Annotated in this window: 16 protein-coding genes and 1 pseudogene; 7 read left to right on the top strand and 10 right to left on the bottom strand. The window is 64.0% G+C overall.

Annotated features, from left to right (window positions below; translation table 11 throughout):
• Positions 1 to 11 precede the first annotated feature (11 nt).
• Together FA94_RS13870 and FA94_RS13865 are read right to left on the bottom strand one after the other, a co-directional pair.
• The gene (locus FA94_RS13870; RefSeq protein ID WP_035552004.1) at positions 12 to 1,187 is read right to left on the bottom strand and encodes a vWA domain-containing protein; all 1,176 of its coding nucleotides are present in this window, start codon (positions 1,185 to 1,187) and stop codon (positions 12 to 14) included.
• Positions 1,188 to 1,292: 105 nt separating this feature from the next.
• A complete protein-coding gene (locus tag FA94_RS13865; RefSeq protein WP_035552001.1) occupies positions 1,293 to 2,135 on the bottom strand; it encodes an AAA family ATPase in 843 nt (280 codons plus the stop codon).
• Between the two features lie 289 nt (positions 2,136 to 2,424).
• Between FA94_RS13865 and FA94_RS13860 the strand changes: the two genes are divergently transcribed.
• Together FA94_RS13860 and FA94_RS13855 are read left to right on the top strand one after the other, a co-directional pair.
• The gene (locus tag FA94_RS13860) at positions 2,425 to 2,793 is read left to right on the top strand and encodes a c-type cytochrome (RefSeq protein ID WP_035551998.1); all 369 of its coding nucleotides are present in this window, start codon (positions 2,425 to 2,427) and stop codon (positions 2,791 to 2,793) included.
• Between the two features lie 58 nt (positions 2,794 to 2,851).
• The gene (locus FA94_RS13855) at positions 2,852 to 3,235 is read left to right on the top strand and encodes a c-type cytochrome (protein WP_035551995.1); all 384 of its coding nucleotides are present in this window, start codon (positions 2,852 to 2,854) and stop codon (positions 3,233 to 3,235) included.
• A gap of 129 nt (positions 3,236 to 3,364) precedes the next feature.
• Here FA94_RS13855 and FA94_RS13850 read toward each other — a convergent pair whose 3' ends face one another.
• From FA94_RS13850 to rsxB, 3 genes are all read right to left on the bottom strand, one after another.
• Positions 3,365 to 3,799, bottom strand: coding sequence for a DUF1841 family protein (locus tag FA94_RS13850; RefSeq protein WP_035551992.1), 435 nt, complete (start codon positions 3,797 to 3,799; stop codon positions 3,365 to 3,367).
• Between the two features lie 100 nt (positions 3,800 to 3,899).
• Complete coding sequence (gene nth / locus FA94_RS13845; protein ID WP_035551988.1) at positions 3,900 to 4,544, bottom strand: endonuclease III; 645 nt, start codon at positions 4,542 to 4,544, stop codon at positions 3,900 to 3,902.
• 29 nt (positions 4,545 to 4,573) lie between these two features.
• Positions 4,574 to 5,476 (bottom strand): electron transport complex subunit RsxB, encoded by a 903-nt coding sequence (gene rsxB / locus FA94_RS13840; RefSeq protein WP_035562084.1) that lies wholly within the window; start codon positions 5,474 to 5,476, stop codon positions 4,574 to 4,576.
• Between the two features lie 235 nt (positions 5,477 to 5,711).
• Here rsxB and FA94_RS13835 point away from each other — a divergent pair, with 235 nt between their 5' ends.
• The gene (locus FA94_RS13835; protein ID WP_035551986.1) at positions 5,712 to 6,344 is read left to right on the top strand and encodes a TetR/AcrR family transcriptional regulator; all 633 of its coding nucleotides are present in this window, start codon (positions 5,712 to 5,714) and stop codon (positions 6,342 to 6,344) included.
• 148 nt (positions 6,345 to 6,492) lie between these two features.
• Here the strand turns inward: FA94_RS13835 and FA94_RS13830 are convergent, their stop codons facing one another.
• Entirely contained in the window at positions 6,493 to 7,770 is a 1,278-nt protein-coding gene (locus tag FA94_RS13830) for a polyhydroxyalkanoate depolymerase (protein WP_035551984.1), read from the bottom strand.
• A 181-nt stretch (positions 7,771 to 7,951) separates the two neighbouring features.
• Positions 7,952 to 9,832, bottom strand: a complete 1,881-nt coding sequence (locus FA94_RS13825; protein ID WP_035551981.1) for a glycoside hydrolase family 15 protein — start codon at positions 9,830 to 9,832, stop codon at positions 7,952 to 7,954.
• A 230-nt stretch (positions 9,833 to 10,062) separates the two neighbouring features.
• Here FA94_RS13825 and FA94_RS13820 point away from each other — a divergent pair, with 230 nt between their 5' ends.
• Entirely contained in the window at positions 10,063 to 10,308 is a 246-nt protein-coding gene (locus FA94_RS13820; RefSeq protein ID WP_035551979.1) for a hypothetical protein, read from the top strand.
• A gap of 179 nt (positions 10,309 to 10,487) precedes the next feature.
• Here FA94_RS13820 and FA94_RS37975 read toward each other — a convergent pair whose 3' ends face one another.
• On the bottom strand, positions 10,488 to 10,640 hold the full coding sequence (locus FA94_RS37975; protein WP_081935917.1) for a DUF3096 domain-containing protein: 153 nt from the start codon (positions 10,638 to 10,640) through the stop codon (positions 10,488 to 10,490).
• 247 nt (positions 10,641 to 10,887) lie between these two features.
• Between FA94_RS37975 and FA94_RS13815 the strand changes: the two genes are divergently transcribed.
• Positions 10,888 to 12,195, top strand: coding sequence for a lactonase family protein (locus FA94_RS13815; RefSeq protein WP_081935916.1), 1,308 nt, complete (start codon positions 10,888 to 10,890; stop codon positions 12,193 to 12,195).
• Positions 12,196 to 12,322: 127 nt separating this feature from the next.
• Here the strand turns inward: FA94_RS13815 and FA94_RS13810 are convergent.
• A pseudogene (locus FA94_RS13810) lies at positions 12,323 to 16,638 on the bottom strand (DNA translocase FtsK).
• Positions 16,639 to 16,776: 138 nt separating this feature from the next.
• On the bottom strand, positions 16,777 to 17,376 hold the full coding sequence (locus FA94_RS13805; RefSeq protein ID WP_035551973.1) for an META domain-containing protein: 600 nt from the start codon (positions 17,374 to 17,376) through the stop codon (positions 16,777 to 16,779).
• 241 nt (positions 17,377 to 17,617) lie between these two features.
• Between FA94_RS13805 and purT the strand changes: the two genes are divergently transcribed.
• Complete coding sequence (purT, locus tag FA94_RS13800; protein ID WP_035551971.1) at positions 17,618 to 18,838, top strand: formate-dependent phosphoribosylglycinamide formyltransferase; 1,221 nt, start codon at positions 17,618 to 17,620, stop codon at positions 18,836 to 18,838.
• A gap of 254 nt (positions 18,839 to 19,092) precedes the next feature.
• Complete coding sequence (locus FA94_RS39890) at positions 19,093 to 19,269, top strand: DUF6726 family protein (protein WP_347880822.1); 177 nt, start codon at positions 19,093 to 19,095, stop codon at positions 19,267 to 19,269.
• Positions 19,270 to 19,326: the final 57 nt, after the last annotated feature.

Genomic DNA, 19,326 nt, shown 5'->3' with positions numbered 1-19,326 from the left:
CACGAACGGATTTATTTGCTCAGCGTGCGCATGGCGGTCTCCAACCCGGCGAGCGTGAGCGGGTACATACGGTGGCCGAGCACTTCGCGAATCGCGCTGACCGACTGGCGATACGCCCACAGCCCTTCCGGTTCGGGATTGAGCCACGCGTGATGCGGGAAGTGGTCCGCGAGACGCCGTAGCCAGACCGCGCCGGCCTCGGGATTGTTGTATTCGACCGAGCCGCCCGGCTGCAGCACTTCGTACGGGCTCATGGTCGCGTCGCCGACGAAGATCAGCTTGTAGTCGGGCGTGAATTTGTGCAGCACGTCCCACGTCGGCATGCGCTCGGCGTGACGGCGGCGGTTGTTTTTCCACAGAAAATCGTACACACAGTTGTGGAAGTAATAGAACTCGAGGTGCTTGAACTCGGCCTTGGCGGCGGAGAAAAGTTCCTCGACGCGCTTGATGTGGTCGTCCATCGAGCCGCCCACGTCGAGCAGCATCAGCACTTTCACCTTGTTGTGCCGCTCCGGGACCATCTTCAGATCGAGCCAGCCGGCGTTCGCGGCGGTGCTGCGGATCGTGTCGGGCAGGTCGAGTTCTTCGGCGGCGCCTTCGCGCGCGAAGCGGCGCAGACGGCGCAGCGCGACCTTGATATTGCGCGTGCCGATTTCGACCTGGTCGTCGTAGTCGCGATAGGCGCGCGATTCCCACACTTTCACCGCGGTGCGGTTGCCCGCCGCGTCGCCGCCGATGCGCACGCCCTCCGGGTTATAGCCGCCGTTGCCGAACGGCGAGGTGCCGCCGGTGCCGATCCATTTGCTGCCGCCTTCGTGGCGCTCTTTCTGTTCGTCGAACAGTTCCTTGAGGCGCTCCATCAGCTTGTCAAGGCCGCCCATGGCTTCGATCTGCGCTTTTTCCTCCGGCGACAGATCGCGTTGCAGCTTCTTCTTTAGCCAGTCGAGCGGGACGTCGAAGGCCAGTTCGGACGCTTTCGCGACGCCGCTGAAATAGGCGCCGAACGCCTGGTCGAACTTGTCGAAGTACTTCTCGTCCTTGACCAGCGTGATGCGCGACAGGTAGTAAAACTCGTCGAGCGACGGCGCAATCACGTTGGCCTTGAGCGCCTCGAGCAGCGTCAGATATTCCTTTACCGACACCGGCAGCTTGGCGGCGCGCAGCGAGTAGAAGAAGTCGATCAGCATGCTGGGTCCTCGGCGGCGGGTGGTCGGTGTGACGGGCTCATCGGTGGCGGGTGGCGTTGCCTCGGCGTCTGCGCGGCGCCGCCCTGGTCGCGCGTCAGACGGGTATCAACGGTTGTTGCGGTTCATGAAGATCAGGCGTTCGAACAGGCTCACGTCCTGTTCGTTCTTCAGCAGCGCGCCGTGCAGCGGCGGGATGATCTGTTTCTGGTCGGTCGAGCGCAGCGCTTCGGGCGGAATGTCTTCGGCGAGCAGCAGCTTGAGCCAGTCGAGCAGTTCCGAGGTGGACGGCTTCTTCTTCAGGCCGGCGACATTGCGCAGTTCGAAAAAGCTCTGCATGGCCGCGGCCAGCAGTTCTTTCTTGATGCCGGGGTAGTGCACCTCGACGATCTGCTGCATCGTGACCGGATCGGGAAACTTGATGTAGTGGAAAAAGCAGCGGCGCAGAAAGGCGTCGGGCAATTCCTTCTCGTTGTTCGACGTGATGATCACGAGCGGGCGATGTTTCGCGCGGATCAGCTCGTGCGTCTCGTACACGTAGAACTCCATGCGGTCGAGTTCGCGCAGCAGATCGTTCGGAAACTCGATGTCGGCCTTGTCGATCTCGTCGATCAGCAGCACGGTCTGCTCGTCCGCTTCGAACGCCTGCCACAGCACGCCCTTCACGATGTAATTGCGGATGTCCTTGACGCGTTCGTCGCCGAGCTGCGAATCGCGCAGGCGCGACACCGCGTCGTACTCGTACAGCCCTTGCTGGGCCTTGGTGGTGGACTTGATATGCCACTGCATCAACGGCATGCCGAGCGCGGCGGCGACTTCTTCCGCGAGCATGGTTTTGCCGGTGCCGGGCTCGCCCTTGATGAGCAGCGGGCGCTTCAGCGTCATCGCGGCGTTGACCGCGAGCTTGAGGTCGTCGGTGGCGACGTACTGCGATGAGCCTTCGAAACGCATGGCGAGATGCTCTTTTTTGGGAAAAAACCCAGTATAAGTCAGAAGGCCTGTTGGCCCGAAACGGGCTCGCGTAAGGTGTGACCCGCGATGCCGCACGGCGGAGCAAAGCTACGCTAGCGCTGGCTTTGCGGCGGGCGGACGGGCCGTCCACCCCGCTCGGTGGACGTTTCGCGCGACGTCGCGGTACAATTAGTCCGATTTTTTTGGCCTGCGTGGCTACCCTATAAGAAGAACGGCGCGGGCCGTTGCCTTTTTGGGCGCCCGTTCCCCTCATGCCAGGTTACATGCTATGAATAAATTCGTCGGCAAACACGTCGTGATCGCAGCGCTGTCGGTGCTCGCGGGCTATGCGGCCAGTGTGCAGGCAGCGGATGTCGTCGGCAATGCCAAGGCGGGTCAAGGCAAGGTCGCAATGTGTATCGGCTGCCACGGCATTCCCGAATACCGCACGGCTTACCCTGAGGTGTACCGCGTGCCTATGCTGGGTGGCCAGAATCAGCAGTACCTCGAAAACGCCATGCACGGTTACAAGAAGGGCGACCGCCACTTCGAAACCATGCATGCGATCACCACGTCGCTGTCCGATCAGGACATCGCCGACATCGCCGCTTACTACGCAGCGCAAAATTCCTCTTCGAAAAGCAATCCCGACAAGTGATCGGCCGCGGTCGTCCGTCCAGTCACCCGGTTAATCAATTCGCGGGATAGGAGAATTCATGAATAAGCCACAACAGGCACTCCACACGGTGTTCAAGGCTGCATGCGCGTCGGCGGCAGTAATCGGTCTGGTTGCAGCGAACCTCGCGCATGCCGCCGACGCCGGCAACGGCAAGGTGCTGGCCGACGCCCACAACTGCGCGGCTTGCCACGGCGTCAACCTGAACAAGCCGGTGAGCCCGGAGTATCCGAAGCTTGCCGGTCAGCACGCCGATTACGTCTATTGGGCGCTGCGCCAATACCAGATGGGCAACGGCAACCCGCACCTCGGTCGCAACAACGCGATCATGCAGGCGCAGGTGCAGAGCCTGTCGCAAGGCGATATGAAAGACATCGCCGCTTATGTCGAATCGCTGAACGGCGATCTGGTGCAGAAGAAGTAAGCGCGTCCGGCTGGTTGCCGCGCGCGGCTTCCTGAATGAAAAACACCCCGCTTCGGCGGGGTGTTTTGCTTTTGGGGCGTCGGTTTTGGGTTTGTCTCGGGCGTTAATCCCGGGCGCCAGTCCGGCACGTCAGTCGCGGGTGGCGCGCCGCTCGATACGCTGCAGATACGCGTCCGTGTCCGGTGGCGTGCCGGTGCGCTGCGCTTCCCAGATGGTCTCGCCGAGGCAGTCCATGATGGCGTGCTGCGCTTCGTGAGTGGAACCGAGGCGCGCGGCGAGTCGTTCGTGCGCGGCGCGAATGCCGGGCGGCTGGTCGATCGACAACTGCTCGGTGATCGCCAGATGCATCGACAGATGCAGGAACGGATTGGTCTGGCCGCGCTCGGGCGAGTAGTCCTGGGCCTGCGCGGCGTCGCCGTCGGTGAGGTCGGCGTGGTACTCGGGATGTTCGACGATCCAGTCGGCGGCGATCGCCTCCAGCGGCGTCAGAATTTCGCCTTGACGCTGTTTGCGCCAGGTGTCGGTGAAAAAGAGGCGGACTTCATCGCGGCTGGGATTGAACATCGTGGGACCGGTGCTGTGGGTGGGGCGTTATGTGGGGCGGCGAGCCGCCCGTGAAGCCCGACATTTTACGCCGGGACCGGGCGCCATGCTGGGCGTGCGCTCACAGATCCGGCGGCGGCGTCTTCGGCCGGAACTCGCAGAGCGGTTCGATCGTGCAATGCCAGCATTCGGGCTTGCGTGCCTTGCACACATAGCGGCCGTGCAGGATCAGCCAGTGGTGCGCGTCCTGCCTGAACTCGGCGGGCGTGAATTTCTCCAGCGCTGCTTCGACCGTGCGCACGTCTTTGCCCGGCGCCAGACCGGTTCGATTGGCAACCCGAAAGATGTGCGTATCGACGGCGATGGTCGGATGACCGAACGCCGTGTTCAGAATGACGTTGGCGGTCTTGCGGCCGACGCCCGGCAGGCTTTCGAGCGCTTCGCGATCTTCGGGCACTTCGCCGCCGAACTGGTCGAGCAGAATCCGGCAGGTCGCGATAACGTTTTTGGCCTTGGTCCGGTACAGGCCGATGGTCCTGATATACCCGACCACGCCTTCCTCGCCGAGATCGAACACGTGCTGCGGCGTGTTCGCGACCGGAAACATCTTGCGCATCGCCTTGTTGACCGACACGTCGGTAGCTTGCGCGGACAGCAGCACGGCGATCAGCAGTTCGAACGGTGAGGTGTATTCGAGCTCGGTGGTCGGATGCGGGTTGAGACTCTGAAGCGTTTCGTAGATGGCGCGGCGTTTGTTCGCGTTCATGCTGAGTGAGCGTGCGGGTGCAGGGGCTGTTAGTGCGGCTTGGACGACGGGCCGGTTTTGGCGGCGCCGGCGGCGGGGGTGGCGTTGGCCGATGTGTCGTCGCTCTGGCCGGCGCTGGCGCCGGCATCGGCCGCGGCGAGTGCGAGACGGCGGCGGCGTGCTTCGGCGGCGTCGATCTGCGCTTGCACGTCCGCGCTGACCTGCTCGGTGTTCAGCGGCCCCTGGCCCTTGGCGGCCAACTCCTCTTTCTTCTTGCGAGCCCGTTCGAGCGCGGCCTGGATGATCGCGCGTTTCTTCGCGTCGGCGTCTTCCACGGCGGCGGCTGCGGGTGCAACCGAGGCGCCGGCTTCAACCGTTTGGGCCACTGCGACAGTGGCGCCGCTGCCGGCTCGCCGCGCTGCAGCACGCGCTTCGGCGGCTTCGCGTTCGCGTGCAAGGCGTGCTTCGCGCCGGTTATGGCGCTCGCGTGCCGTGTCGGCCTGGCTCTGGCTCCACGCGTCCCAACCGGTCGCCGCGCCGGTGACCGGCGGCAGCGCAATGCAATCGACGGGGCAGGGCGGCACGCACAGATCGCAGCCGGTGCAGCGTTCGGCGATCACCGTATGCATCTGTTTCGGTGCGCCAACTATCGCGTCCACCGGACACGCCTGCATGCACAACGTACAGCCGATGCAAACCTGTTCGTCGATAACCGCCAACGGCCGGGGCCTTTCCACGCCATTGGCGGAATTGAGCGGGATCGCGGGTTTGCCGAGCAACGCGGCGAGACGCGCGATGCCTTCGGCGCCGCCCGGCGGGCACTGGTTATAGAGCGCTGCGCCGCTCGCGACGGCTTCGGCATAAGGCCGGCACGCGGGATAACCGCACTTCGTGCATTGCGTCTGGGGGAGCAGATCTTCGATGCGATCTGCGAGTGTTTTATTGTCTGTCACGGTCACGACGTTGGGGCTTGGCTTGCGGCCGCACAGCTTGAACTAAATAGCACATTATCGCCGATTTCCCCAATTGCCATCCGCAATCCATGTGCCATAATCGAAGCGCTTTTTCGAAAGACCGCAGAAGGGTGTCCCCCAACCATGGCGCGCCCGTTCAACGCTGTCGGTGCAAGGTCCGAGGAGAGACCGGCGGCGCGATCCGGATAACGCGGCTCACGAAGATGATGCCACCATGAATCAGCCGAAAATCAAAAGAGATCCTGAAGGCACGCGGCGCCGCATTCTGCTTGCGGCGGCCGAAGAGTTTGCAAATGGGGGGCTATTCGGCGCGCGCGTCGATCAGATCGCCCGCCGCGCGGAGACGAATGAACGCATGCTCTATTACTACTTCGGTAGCAAGGAGCAGCTTTTTACTGCGGTACTCGAGCACGCGTTCAGCGCGCTCAACGAAGCGGAACGCACGCTCGAACTGGCCGGTATCGCGCCGGTCGAGGCCGTGACGCGCCTCGCGCATTTTGTTTGGGATTACTACCGCGATCATCCCGAACTGCTACGTCTCATCAACAACGAAAATCTGCATGAAGCACGCTACATGCAGAAGTCGACGCGCATCCGCGAAATGATCTCGCCGATCGTCGCCACGCTCGGCGGCATTCTCGAGCGGGGTCAACGCGCGGGACTGTTTCGCACCAACGTCGATCCGTTGCGCTTCTATGTGACGCTGTCCGGCATGGGTTATTACATCGTGTCGAACCGCTTCACGCTCGAGGCCACCCTTGGCCGCGATTTCAGCAGTGCGACCGAACGCAGCGAAGTGGTTCAGATGAACACCGAGTTGCTGCTCGCGTATCTGTTGCGAAAGTAGCGGCGAATATCGCGGTGGGTGGAATGCCGCGGTATTCGCGCGGTATTCCTAACCGTCGTACTCGCGCTATCACTTGCCGGCTTTATAAACAACAACGGCCTCCGAAGAGGCCGTTGTGAGTGACTACGCGCTGGGTATTCAGTCAGAGTCAGGCTTCGACTTTTTCCTTCACGACCTTCGGCGCTTTATTGTGCTCGAGGATGAAGTCGCGCAACTGCGGATAGATGATGGTGCGCCAGCGGCGCCCCGAGAAAATGCCGTAGTGTCCGCACTTTTCCGCAGTGAAGTGACGCTTGTCCTTCTCCGGAATGCCGGTGCACAGATCGTGCGCGGCATAGGTCTGGCCGTCGCCGGAAATATCGTCGAGCTCGCCTTCAATCGTGAATAGCGCGGTCTTCGTGATGTCCTGCGGACGCACACGTTCACCGGACACGTCCCACGTGCCTTCGGCCAGATTGAAGTCCTGGAACACCACGCGGATCGTGTCGAGATAGTAATCGGCGTCCATGTCGAGCACGGCGTTGTACTCGTCGTAGAAACGGCGATGCGCTTCCGCGTCGTCTTCGTCGCCGCGCAGCAGGCTCTGGTAGAAGTCCCAGTGCGAAGCCGCGTGACGTTCCGGATTCATCGCGACGAAACCGGTGTGCTGCAGAAAGCCCGGGTAAACCTTACGGCCCACGCCCGGATAATTCGGCGGTACCGTGAAGATCACGTTGTTCTCGAACCAACCGTACGAGTGCTGCGTGGCGAGCGAGTTGACCGAGGTCGGGCTCTTACGCGCGTCGATCGGGCCACCCATCATCGTCATGGTGCGCGGCGTTTCTTCGCCGCGGCTCGCCATCAGCGAAATGGCGGCGAGCACCGGCACCGTGGGCTGGCATACCGAAATGACGTGCAGGTTCTTCGCGCCGATGTGGCGGATGAATTCCTGAATGTAGGCGACGTAATCGTCCAGACGGAACTCGCCGGCTTCGAGCGGCACCATGCGGGCATCGATCCAGTCGGTCAGGTAGACCTTGTGATCCTGCAACAACGTGCGCACGGTGTCGCGCAGCAAGGTGGCGTGGTGGCCCGACAACGGCGCGCACACCAGCACGACCGGCTCATCTTTCAATTGGGCAACAGCGTCGCTGTCGTCCGCGAAACGCTTGAAGCGCATCAGGCGGCAAAACGGTTTCTCGATGATCGCTTGTTCGATGATCGGAATGTTGTGACCGTCTTTGACAATCTGGTGAAGGTTGAACTCAGGCTTTTCGTAATCTTTGCCGAGCCGGTAGAGCAGTTCGTAACCGGCCGAGAGGCGCGTGGCGCCGGGCACATAAGCTAGCGGGCTGGCGGGATTCGCGAATGATTTGGAAGCGGCCTGGGCCCAGGCGGTGAGAGGGCTCAACATCGCCCGCTGGAATTCGTGCAATTGGTAGAGCATGGGTGCTCCGTTTCAAGGCGGTTCGCATGGGGCTTCGCAAACACGCGTGTGGCGTTGTGGCGGGCCAAATTGGTTGTGGGCGCATTGATTTTCGGCCAACAATCTGTCCGATCATATCGAACAACGCCTACTTGTGCAATGCAGCAATTCGCGTACTACCTGCACGCAAACTGTCATTAAATCATGCTACTGGCGATGCTGCTCCGCCGCTATCGGGGCTTGCCTCAGCCTCAAGTTCCGACTGTCCGGTGCCGTTATGCGGCGGCTGTCCGGTCGCCTGGGCCATCTGCTGTTCGTGTTTCATCAGGTTCAGGCCGGTGTGCACCAGCGCCACATGCGAAAACGCCTGCGGGAAATTGCCGACGAGGCGTTTCGTCGCCGGATCGTATTCTTCCGCGAGCAAGCCGACGTCGTTAGCGAGCGCGAGCAGGCGCTCGTACATGGCGATCGCTTCGTCGAGGCGGCCTTGCAGCGCGAGGTTGTCCACCATCCAGAACGAGCACGCGAGGAACGTGCCTTCGCCGGGCGGCAGGCCGTCGTCGAATTCGGTGGTGCGGTAGCGCATCACGAAGCCGTCGTGCATCAGATTTTTTTCGATTGCCGCGACCGTGCCTTTAACGCGCGGATCGTCGGGCGGCAGGAAGCCGACCATCGGCATCAGCAAGACGCTGGCGTCGAGTTGATCGCTGCCGTACGACTGCGAGAACGCGTTGAGCGTCGGATTCCACGCCTGTTCGCAAACCTGCGCGTGAATCGTGGCGCGAGTGGCGCGCCATGCGTCGAGCGGGCCCTCGAGTTGGAACATTTCCGCCGAACGGATCGCGCGGTCGAACGCGACCCACGCCATCACCTTCGAGAATGTAAAGTGCTGGCGGCCGCCGCGGGTTTCCCAGATGCCTTCGTCGGGTTCCTGCCAGATCGTGTCGAGGTGGCTCAGCAGCGCGCGCTGCACGTTCCACGCCGTGTCGTCCGCCTGCAGGCCGCCCACGCGCGCCAGATGCAGCGCGTTCATCACTTCGCCGTACACGTCGAGCTGACGCTGGCCGACCGCGTTGTTGCCGATCCGCACCGGCTTGGCGTCCTGATAGCCCGACAGCCAGTCGATCTCGAACTCCGGCAAACGCCGCTCGCCGGCAATGCCGTACATGATCTGCAACTGATCCGGCGCGCCGGCCATTACGCGGCCGAGCCAACTGCGCCACGCGCGCGCTTCGTCGAAGTAGCCGCCGCGCATCATCGCGAGCAGCGTGATGGTGGCGTCGCGCAGCCAGCAGTAACGGTAGTCCCAGTTGCGCGTGCCGCCGAGCTGTTCCGGCAGCGAGGTGGTGGGCGCGGCGACAATGCCGCCGGTCGGCTCATAGGCGAGCGCCTTCAGCGTGATCAGCGAGCGGCGGATCGGCTCGGCCCAGCGTCCTTCGACCGTGCCGCGCGCCGACCATTCGAGCCAGTGATTCTCGGTGCGCGCGAGCGACGTATGCGGATCGCGCGCGGGCGGAATGCGCAGATGCGAGGGCGCGTAGGCGAGCGAAAACGGCACGCGTTCGCCTTCGTTCACGGTGAATTCGGCGACCGTTTTCATATCCTCGCCGCGCAATTCGACAGGCGTGCGCAGCACGGCGGTGTCCGGCCCGACGATCGCCTTGATGCCGTTGTCGTGCTTCAGGCGGTCAACCCACGGCACCGAAAAGCCATAGTCGAAGCGCAGCACCAGTTCCATCTTCATGCGCACGCTGCCGCGTTTGCCGACCACGATGCGGACCATCTCCGACCAGCCGTTGCCTGGCGGCATGAAGTCGATCAGCGTGACGGCGCCCTCAGGCGTTTCGATATCGGTTTCGAGAATCAGGGTTTCGCCGCGATACCGGCGGGTGAAGGTGGGCGTAGCGTCCGTGACCGGCGCGATCAGCCAGCGGCCGTTGTCGGGCGTGCCGAGCAGGGCGGCGAAGCAGGCGCCGGAGTCGAAACGCGGCCAGCAGAGCCAGTCGACGGAACCGTCGCGGGAGACAAGCGCGGCCGTGTGGCCGTCGCCGATAAGCGCATAGTCTTCGATGAGTGCGGGCATGGAATAGCGTGTCAGAGTGACGCACGGCGAGCACCGCCGCGCGCGAGGTCGTGGTTATTACCGGACTCGCCTAATGCGCTTTGGTTCATCGGGCAATACCGCGAAACGCGGGTTGGTAAATTGTCAAATCCCTGCCTACAATCGGATTTCGAGCCGATGCCCGGAACGCTCCGGATCGTGATCGGCCTTGCCCCTGGCGCAACCAGACGCCGCTTCCGAGGATCCGAACGATGCTGAACCCGTCGAAAACCGATTGCATCACCATACTCTCGGCCGCGAGCAAAGTGGCCGACGATTCGATGTTGCCTCTCGATCATGGCCGGTTGGGCCTAAGCCGCAACGGCATGTTGACGGCCATGGCATTTCTGGTCGAACGGGCCTGCTTCCGCCGCTATCAACACGGTGACGGCCATTATGCCGTTGGCGGATTGTCGTTGCAGGGGCGTCTGCGTCTCGATCAGCTTTCGAACGGCTGACTGTCGGGAAGACCATCGGTCCGACTACCGGCCGCGTGACGAACTGACGCTGAAGCGCGCTCGCGCGCTTCCGCCCTTCACCTCTTCACCCTGAACCAACGCACGACCGGATTCAAATGCCGGTCGTGCGTTTTCGTGCGTCCACGGGTTGCGTTCGCGCTGCGGGTCCGCTGCCTGGTTCAGAAATGCGTCGACCCCATGCCGAAGATCCCGATGATGCCGATGATGATCAGATAGAGCGCGACGATGTAGTTCAGCAAGCGCGGCATGACGAGAATCAGAATGCCGGCGATCAACGAAACGAGCGGGCCCAGGCTGAGTGTGACGTTCATGAAGACTCCAAAGTGTGAGACGCGTGAGACACGATTGAAAAAGATTGAAAAAATGCCCCGTCAGGCGGGACACTATTTACTGATGCAGCTTCGCATGCAGCAGCCTGCGAGTCGACCGGATTCGCTGCATGATCCGACACAACGCTTCTATACTGCTTCGACAAGAACAACGCTCGACCCATCGCGCGGCAGACCAGAGACACCACTACAACCGATTCACCGAATAACCGATGTCCAGGAGGTCTCAATGCTTCGTCGTCACCGGGCCGCTCAGCGTGCCGTCGCGGATTCTCATCAGCCTGCCGCTGCTACCGACGCGGCTCAATCCACTTCATGGCGCGCGGGGCGGCCTGCTCCGTTGCGCTCCGTCCGTTCGATAATAAAAGGTTTCGCGCTCATGGTCTCGATTGTTGCAACGCATGCGTTTGCGCAAGATTCCGGCCCGGTACCGGCCGATGGTGTTTACGACATGCTGGTCGGTACTTACACCGGCGGCACGAGCCAGGGGCTCTACGTCTATCGCTTCGACACGAAGACGGGCGAAGCGACACGCGTCTCGGTCGCGCAGACGGTCAACCCGTCGTATCTGGTGGTGAGCCGCGACCGCCGCTTCGTCTACGCGGTCAACGAATTGCCCGGCGACAACGGCCCGGCTTCGCAGCGCGGCGGCATCAGCGCGTTCCGCTTCGATGCCGCGAGCGGGCAACTGAGCTTCCTCAACAAGGTCTCGTCGGACGGCAACGATCCGTGCTATCTGAGCCTGTCGCCGGACGGCAAGTATCTGCTGACGGCGAACTACTCAGTCGCGGCCGACCCGGGCGGCAGCTTCGCGGTGTTCCCGTTGCAGGACGACGGCCAGGTCGGCGCTTCTGTGCTGACCGTGCATCATGAAGGCGGCGGTCCGGTGAAGGGACGTCAGGACAATTCGCACGTGCACTCCACGGTGTTCTCGCCGGACGGTCACTATCTGTTCGCGCAAGATCTCGGCGCCGACAAGCTGTACTCGTACCGTTACACGCCGGACGGCAGCCGCGGCCTGTTCGGTCCGACCGACTGGCGCTATACGCAGGAGAAGGCGGGCACGGGACCGCGTCACCTGGTGTTCGGCGCCAACGGCAAGCAGGCGTATCTGACGAGCGAACTGGCGGGCACGGTCAGCACGTTCAATTACGACGACGGCAAGCTCACGCAGGTGCAGACTCTTTCGCTGACCGAGCCGGGCTTCAAGGGCGCGGTGGGCGGCTCGGCGATCCATCTTTCGCCGGATGGGCGCTTTCTCTACGCGTCCAATCGCGGCGACGCGAACGACATCGTGATTTTCTCGGTGGATCCGACGAATGGGCACCTGAAGAAGATCGGCCATCAATCGAGCCTCGGCAAGTCGCCGCGTGAGTTCGCGATCGATCCGACCGGCAACTGGCTGATCGTCGGCAATCAGAATAGCGGCACGGTGTATGTGTTCAAACGCGATCAGCAGAGCGGCTTGCTCGAGGCGAACCCGAAGCGGATCGAGATCGATTCGCCGGTGGACTTCAAGCTGGTGTCGCCGTCGTGAGCGTCGAGGCAGCGTGAGTTGATTTCCCTTGATCTCACGCGCTGGATAAAAAAACGGGCCGCTCAGTTGAGCGGCCCGTTTTGCTTTGGCTGCGTGTTTCGCTTTCGATCGCGCAGTGACCCCGAAGTTACTCCGCAGGTCCTGGCGCGAGCACTTCGCGGCTGCCGTTGATGCCCATCGCCGACACCAGCCCAGCGGTTTCCATCTGCTCGACCAGACGCGCCGCGCGGTTATAGCCGATGCGCAATTGCCGCTGCACCGACGAGATCGACGCGCGCCGCGTGCGCACCACGAAGGCGACCGCTTCGTCGTAAAGCGGATCGGCTTCCGCGTCGGGCGATTCGCCGAACAGGTCCTGGGCCGCGCCGCCGTCGGTGGCGGGACCATCGAGAATGCCTTCTTCGTATTGCGGCTCGCCGAACTGCTTCAGGTATTCGACGATGCGATGCACTTCTTCATCCGCGACGAACGCGCCGTGCACGCGCTGCGGGTAGCCGGTGCCCGGCGGCAGGAACAGCATGTCGCCCTGACCGAGCAGCGACTCCGCGCCCATCTGGTCGAGAATCGTGCGCGAGTCGATTTTGGACGACACCTGGAACGCCACGCGCGTCGGAATGTTTGCCTTGATGAGGCCGGTGATCACGTCGACCGACGGCCGCTGCGTCGCCAGAATCAGGTGGATGCCGGCGGCGCGCGCTTTCTGTGCGAGGCGCGCGATCAGCTCTTCGATCTTCTTGCCGGCCACCATCATCAGATCGGCCAACTCGTCGATCACCACCACGATCAGCGGCAGCGGCGCGAGCGGCTCGGGGGCTTCCGGCGTCAGCGAGAACGGATTGCCGAGCTTCTTGCCCTTGGCTTCGGCGTCGCGGATTTTCTGGTTGAAACCGGGCAGGTTACGCACGCCGACCGCGGACATCAGGCGGTAGCGTTTTTCCATTTCGCCGACACACCAGTTCAGCGCGTTGGCCGCCAGCTTCATATCCGTGACGACCGGCGCGAGCAGATGCGGAATGCCTTCGTAGACCGACAGCTCCAGCATCTTCGGGTCGATCATGATCAGGCGCACTTCTTCGGGCGTCGCCTTGTAGAGCAGCGAGCAGATCATCGCGTTGATCGCCACCGACTTGCCCGACCCCGTGGTGCCCGCGACCAGCATGTGCGGCGCCTTCGCCAGATCGGCCACCACCGGATGGCCGGTGATGTCCTTGCCCATCGCGAGCGTCAGTTGCGAATGCGAGTTCTGATAGACGCTTGCTTCGAGGATTTCGGACAGACGGATGGTTTGCCGTTTCGCGTTCGGCAGTTCGAGACCCATGCAGGTCTTGCCGGGAATCGTTTCGACCACGCGGATCGACGTGAGGCCGAGGCCGCGCGACAGATCCTTCATCAGACCGACGATCTGACTGCCGCGCACGCCGAGCGCCGGCTCGACTTCGAAACGCGTGATGACCGGACCGGCCGATGCGCCGACCACGGTGACCGGCACCTTGAACTCCTGCAGACGCTGTTCGATCAGCAGGCCGGTTTCGATCAGCTTTTCTTCCGAGACCGGTTCGATGTCAATGTCGGCGGGCGCGAGCAGGTCGAGGGTCGGGAGTTCGACCATCGATGCGGCGGGCGCGCGGAATTCGAAACCGTTGGCGGGGCTGTGGCCGCGTACGGGTGGGCGCTGGGTGGCGGGGGGGGTTCGGTGGGTTCGGCCGGTTCGCTGGACTCGATCGGTTCGTTTGGCTCGATGGCTTCGATGGGTTCGACGTGTCCGGCGGGCAATGCCGACTGCGAAGCTATGCCTGCTTGCGCTGACGGGTCGGCGGCTTCGACGACGATCGGGCTCGAATCGACCGGCGCGGCCTGCACCGCGAACGGGAAGCGGACCACGTTCGAAGCAGACGGAGGGACGTCGGTCGGCCGCACGGCGGCGACTACGTCCGCCGCGCTATGGGCCGCTGACGATTCGGATGTCTCCGATGCAACGGATGGGGCAGGGGAGTCCACCGGTTCCGCTGCGCGTGGTGCCACGTTGTCACTCGGGCTCTCGATGCGCGGCGACGACGGCGTGACTTGATGCGGCGGCACCGATGTTTCCGACAGTGCGTTGCTGCGCGCAGGCGATTCGCTCGCTGACAGCGCCGCGTGCGACGACGCGGCAACACTGTTGACGGTTTCCCAGGGCGCGAGCGGCTTCGGAATGACGACCTCGGCAACCGGCGCCGGCGTTGTGGATGGCGGCTGAGCGACTGGCTCGGCATCTGCCGGGTGCGTTGTTGCCGCGTTCCCAACTGGCGCTGCGGTTTCCGATGTCGCTACGTGTGCACGCGCCGAGAACTGGGCGGCCGGGTGCGCATCTTCGACGCTGGTGTTCGTCAAGGCTTCCGTGTGAGCGACGGATGGCGTTGCGTCGTTTTCTGCGTTTTCTGCGTTTTCCGCGTCGTCTAACGGAGACGCGTTGTCGGAGGTCTCGCTCTGTTGCAGGCGGGCCGCAAAGATCTGGAACGGCGTGGGCGTTGCGACAGACGCGGCCGACTGCGAATTGGGCGCAACGGCAACCGTGGGGATGAACGAAGTCACGGGCGTCGGCGGCGTTGCCGGTGCGCGCGAGGATTCAGCCGCGGATGTCGGCGCTGGCGATGTGTCGGTCATGGACGTCGTCGCTGGCGAGGATCCGGCCACAGGCGCATCCGTCGCCGATGCGGGCGCTACAACCGGCGCGAATGCCGGCGCGGCCGTCAACGGTGGCTGAATGACCGGCGGTTCAATCGGCCATTGCACGACGGGTTCGGCGTTGGCGTCAGTGTCGACGTGGGTTTTGGTGTCAGCGCGGGCGTGAGCATCTGCTTCCGCTTCGATATCAGAGTGAGCGTCCGCGCCAAGCGGCGCATCGAATGCGCTATCCGCATGCCGTGCTTCAGGCGATATCGCGGACGCAGCTTCAGCCTGCGCCGTTTCAACTGTGGGTTGCGCCGGTTGACCATGCTCAGCTTCGGCCGCAGCCGAGACCGCCGTATTCGCAGGCCCCGTGCCGAGCTTTGCATTTTCCGCGCCGCTCGTGCGCGCGAGGCTCACGCCGGCAATGTCGGTCCAGCGTGCGGTGTTTTCGGCGATGCTGCGCAGCGTTTCCTCGACGCTCGCGGGCGGTGCGACTTTTTGCGTCGTCGGCATGGGCCGCGTGTATGCGGACGCGCCGGGGCGGCGTGTGCTTGCCGTCGACATTGCGATGTCGGCACGCGGCGCAACTGGGGACGGTTGTCGCTGCACGGTAGCGCGATTGATCGGACCCGCCGGATTCGCGGAACTTTGGCCCGTCGACGGACGACCCGTCTGAACTGTGGCGTTCCTCACGGAACCCGCAGACGTGTTCGCGGGTGAACTTGTAAGAGCTGGCCCAGCAGTGCGAGGCGTGGCGCGTGTCGCAGCCGCAGTCATGGTCTGGGCAGCTCTCGCGGCGCTGGTTTGAGCGGCAGCAGAGCTTGCGGTACTTGCCAAACCTGCGGCGCTCGCCAGACCGGCAGCGCTGGCCAAACCGCCGGCATTCGCGGCGCCCGCAGCACCGGCCAAACCTGAGGCACCAGCCAATCCCGACGCGCTAGCCGAACCCGCAGCACCGGCCAATCCGGCAGCACCAGCCAACCCCGCCGTACCCGCCGCCGATCCCGCCGACCTTTGCTCGCGCAACCATCCCGCCGGCGCAACCGGCTCAGCGGGCATCCACGCAGCCTTATCCGCGCCCGACTTTTGCGCGGGCATCTGCGCTTGTCGCGGCGGTGTCGCAACACCCGTGCGCAGCACCGGCTCCGCCGGCTGCGCCGCGCGGGCCCGCGACGGCGTCGCACCAGCACGCCAGCTCGCGCCGGAATTCCGCGCCGCCGCATCCTTAGCCGCCGCAGCAGCACCCGCCGCACCCGCCGCCACATCCGCCCCACGCCCACGCGAGGGCGGCCGCCACACCGTCGGCCGCGCGTAACGCCCGTTAGTCTTGGGCGCCATCGTATTAGTCGTCGGCGACACATGCGACGACACACCCTCATCGACGCTGCGATGACGGCGCGCTTCTTCATCGCGTTTAGCCAGCCCGCGCGACAAGCCCAGCCCGAACGCGCCGTCGGCCCACACGGCGACATCGCGCCAGCGGAAATCGATCAGCCAGGGCAGGCTGATGCCGAGCAGCGCCAGCGCCGCGAGCGGCGTGCCGATATGCCCGAGCAGATGGCCGAAGCCCGCGGCCAGCGCGTGGCCGACACCGTTCACGCCGACCACGTCGAGCAGCGACGCCTCCAGCGTGCAGCTCGCCACCATCACGCAGACGAAGCCGAGCCACAGCCGGATCGTGCCCGGACCGCGCAAACCCGCGCCGCCCGGCAGCACCGACTTCACGAGACGCCACAAAAGAGGAATGAACCAGACGGCCGACCCGCCGAACCAGCCGAAAACTACCGTGTGCATGCTAGACATCAACGAATGACGGACGCGCGAGAACGCAATCCGTCGAGTTTAAACCGGCGAAGCCAGTGGCTTCGAAAGCAGACGCAAGCGAGCTTGCGTCGAAAGAAAAACGGTGCATTGCCGCGCGCCGCGCGCCGATCATTTTGCGCTGCGGTCGAACGTCAGCGTATCGCCGTTATCGAGCACCAGTTGCATCTGCTGCGGTGCGCGCATTTGCACGCCGGTACGGTCGATATGCGTCAGCGCGTTCAGATACGCGCCTTCGAGCTGCCCACCCGGCGTCATGCACGCCATGCGCGTGCCGCCCAGCGTGCCGAAGCTCAGCTTGCCGTCTTTCAGCCCATACGAACCCATGTAGCGGTTGCAACCGGAAAAGCCGCTCGCGTGCCGCTGGCCTTTGTCGGTGGAGAGCGTGAGCGTGATCGGCGCGCCCTGATCGGCGGACGGAATCGCGCGCGCGCTGCCGTCGGCCTGCTTCCAGCCGCTCAGCACCCAGCTCGTGTCGTCGAGCAATTGCGTGGCGGCGGGATTGAACGGATCGGGCGCCGCGGCTTCCGAATCGGGATGTTTCGGGATCGCGCAGGCGCTCAACAGCGCGGCGACGCCCAGCCCGGCCAAAACCGTGCGCGCATGACGAGCAAAACGCGGAACAAAGCGCGGAACAAAACGCGGAGCGAAATACGAGACGAAAGGTGAGGTAAAGCGCGCAATACGTCGCGCGGAGGAGCTTTGGAGCATGGCGTCGTTCCTCTTCAAACTGGCGAAGGCGTAAGGGTAACGCACTAAGCTCGCCGCACGCGAGCGCAACGGCGTGCCAAGCGCTTAATCGGGCCGCCGGCGGATCGGTCCGCGGCGCGCCTGCGCGCCCCACGCGCAGATGAGAATGCGGCCGCTGCGAGCAAGGCGCGGCGAGGGGCCAGCATGTTAACATCGTGTTCTATCCAATCCCACCCTCATCCGACTTTTATCTGGAGACCCCATGCAGATCGGCCAACGGATCGGCACGCCCCTTTCTGAATCCGCTACGCGCGTCATGCTGCTCGGCGCCGGCGAGCTCGGCAAGGAAGTGATCATCGCGCTGCAACGGCTGGGCGTCGAAGTGATCGCCGTCGACCGTTACCCGAACGCACCGGGTCACCAGGTCGCACATCGCGCCCACGTGATCGACATGACCGACCGCGCCGCGTTGCGCGCGCTGGTCGAGCAGGAGCGCCCGCATCTGATCGTCCCCGAGATCGAAGCCATCGCGACGGAGGCTCTTGCCGCGATCGAAACCGACGGTCTCGCCGAAGTGATCCCGACCGCGCGCGCCACGCAGCTCACCATGAACCGCGAAGGCATCCGCCGTCTGGCCGCCGAAGAGCTCGGCTTGCCGACTTCGCCGTACGCGTTCGCCGATTCGCTCGACGAACTGCGCGCCGGCATCGCCAAGGTCGGCTATCCGTGCGTGGTGAAGCCGGTCATGTCGTCGTCGGGCAAGGGCCAGTCGGTGCTGAAGAGCGACGCCGACGTCGAACCCGCGTGGCAATACGCCATGGCCGGCGGCCGCGTGAATCATGGCCGCGTGATCGTCGAAGGCTTTATCGACTTCGAGTACGAAATCACGCAATTGACCGTGCGCGCCATCGATCCGGCAAGCGGCGCGGTCAGCACGTATTTCTGCGATCCGATCGGCCACGTGCAAGTGGCGGGCGACTACGTCGAATCGTGGCAGCCGCAACCGATGAGCCTGCTCGCGCTCCAACGTTCGCGCGAAGTCGCGGAGAAGGTGACGGCGGCGCTCGGCGGCCGCGGCCTGTTCGGCGTCGAGCTGTTCGTGCGCGGCGACGAGGTGTGGTTCTCGGAAGTGAGCCCGCGTCCGCATGACACGGGTCTGGTCACGCTGTGCTCGCAGCGTTTCTCGGAGTTCGAACTGCACGCGCGCGCGATCCTCGGTTTGCCGGTGGATACGTCGCTGCGGGCGCCGGGGGCGTCGGCGGTAATTTATGGTGGGCTCGACGAAACCGGCATCGCGTTCGAAGGCGTGGCGGCGGCGTTGGCCGTGCCCAACGCGGATCTGCGGCTGTTCGGCAAGCCCGAGAGTTTCCTCAAGCGTCGCATGGGCGTGGCGCTGGCCACCGGCGAAAATCTCGACGAAGCCCGCTCGCGTGCGAAGCAGGCCGCGGCGGCGGTGCGGCCGGTGTCCACGAAGTCGAAGTGACGTCGAAGCGACGTCGAACAGGGCTACGCGAAACAGGGCGAACGAATGCACGGCGACGCATGTCTATGTGCCATACAGTCCGCCGTGTGCGCGGTGCCGCGCGCGGAATCCGAATCGTCGTAGAAGGTAAGCAAGTGTAAGAGGTAGGCATGATGCAGGGATTCCGCAGCAGTCAGTCGAACAGTCACTTCGAGGTTGAGTCCGGGTCCGACGCGGGTGTCGACTCCGCTTCCAGCGCTGGAAAGCAGCGTGGTGTGGCCGGGCGGTTGGGCGCATTGAGCGTGGTGCTCGCGTTGAGCGCTGGTCTGGCAGGTTGCGGTCTCGCGGCCGCGCCGTGCCGGGTCGCATCGGCGGGTCTGAAGATCGTGCCGCTGGTCGGGCACGTCGCCGCCGCGCCGACCGACGCGTGCGCCAATGTGATCGATCCGTAAGCACGCGGTCCGCGATATCGAGGCGCGTCATGCGGCCGCGCAGCGCGGCGGCGTTCG

The sequence above is a fragment of the Burkholderia sp. 9120 genome, assembly GCF_000745015.1.
Taxonomy (GTDB): Bacteria; Pseudomonadota; Gammaproteobacteria; order Burkholderiales; family Burkholderiaceae; genus Paraburkholderia.
Note: the sequence above shows the minus strand (reverse complement) of the source record. Positions and strands in the feature narration are given on the sequence as shown.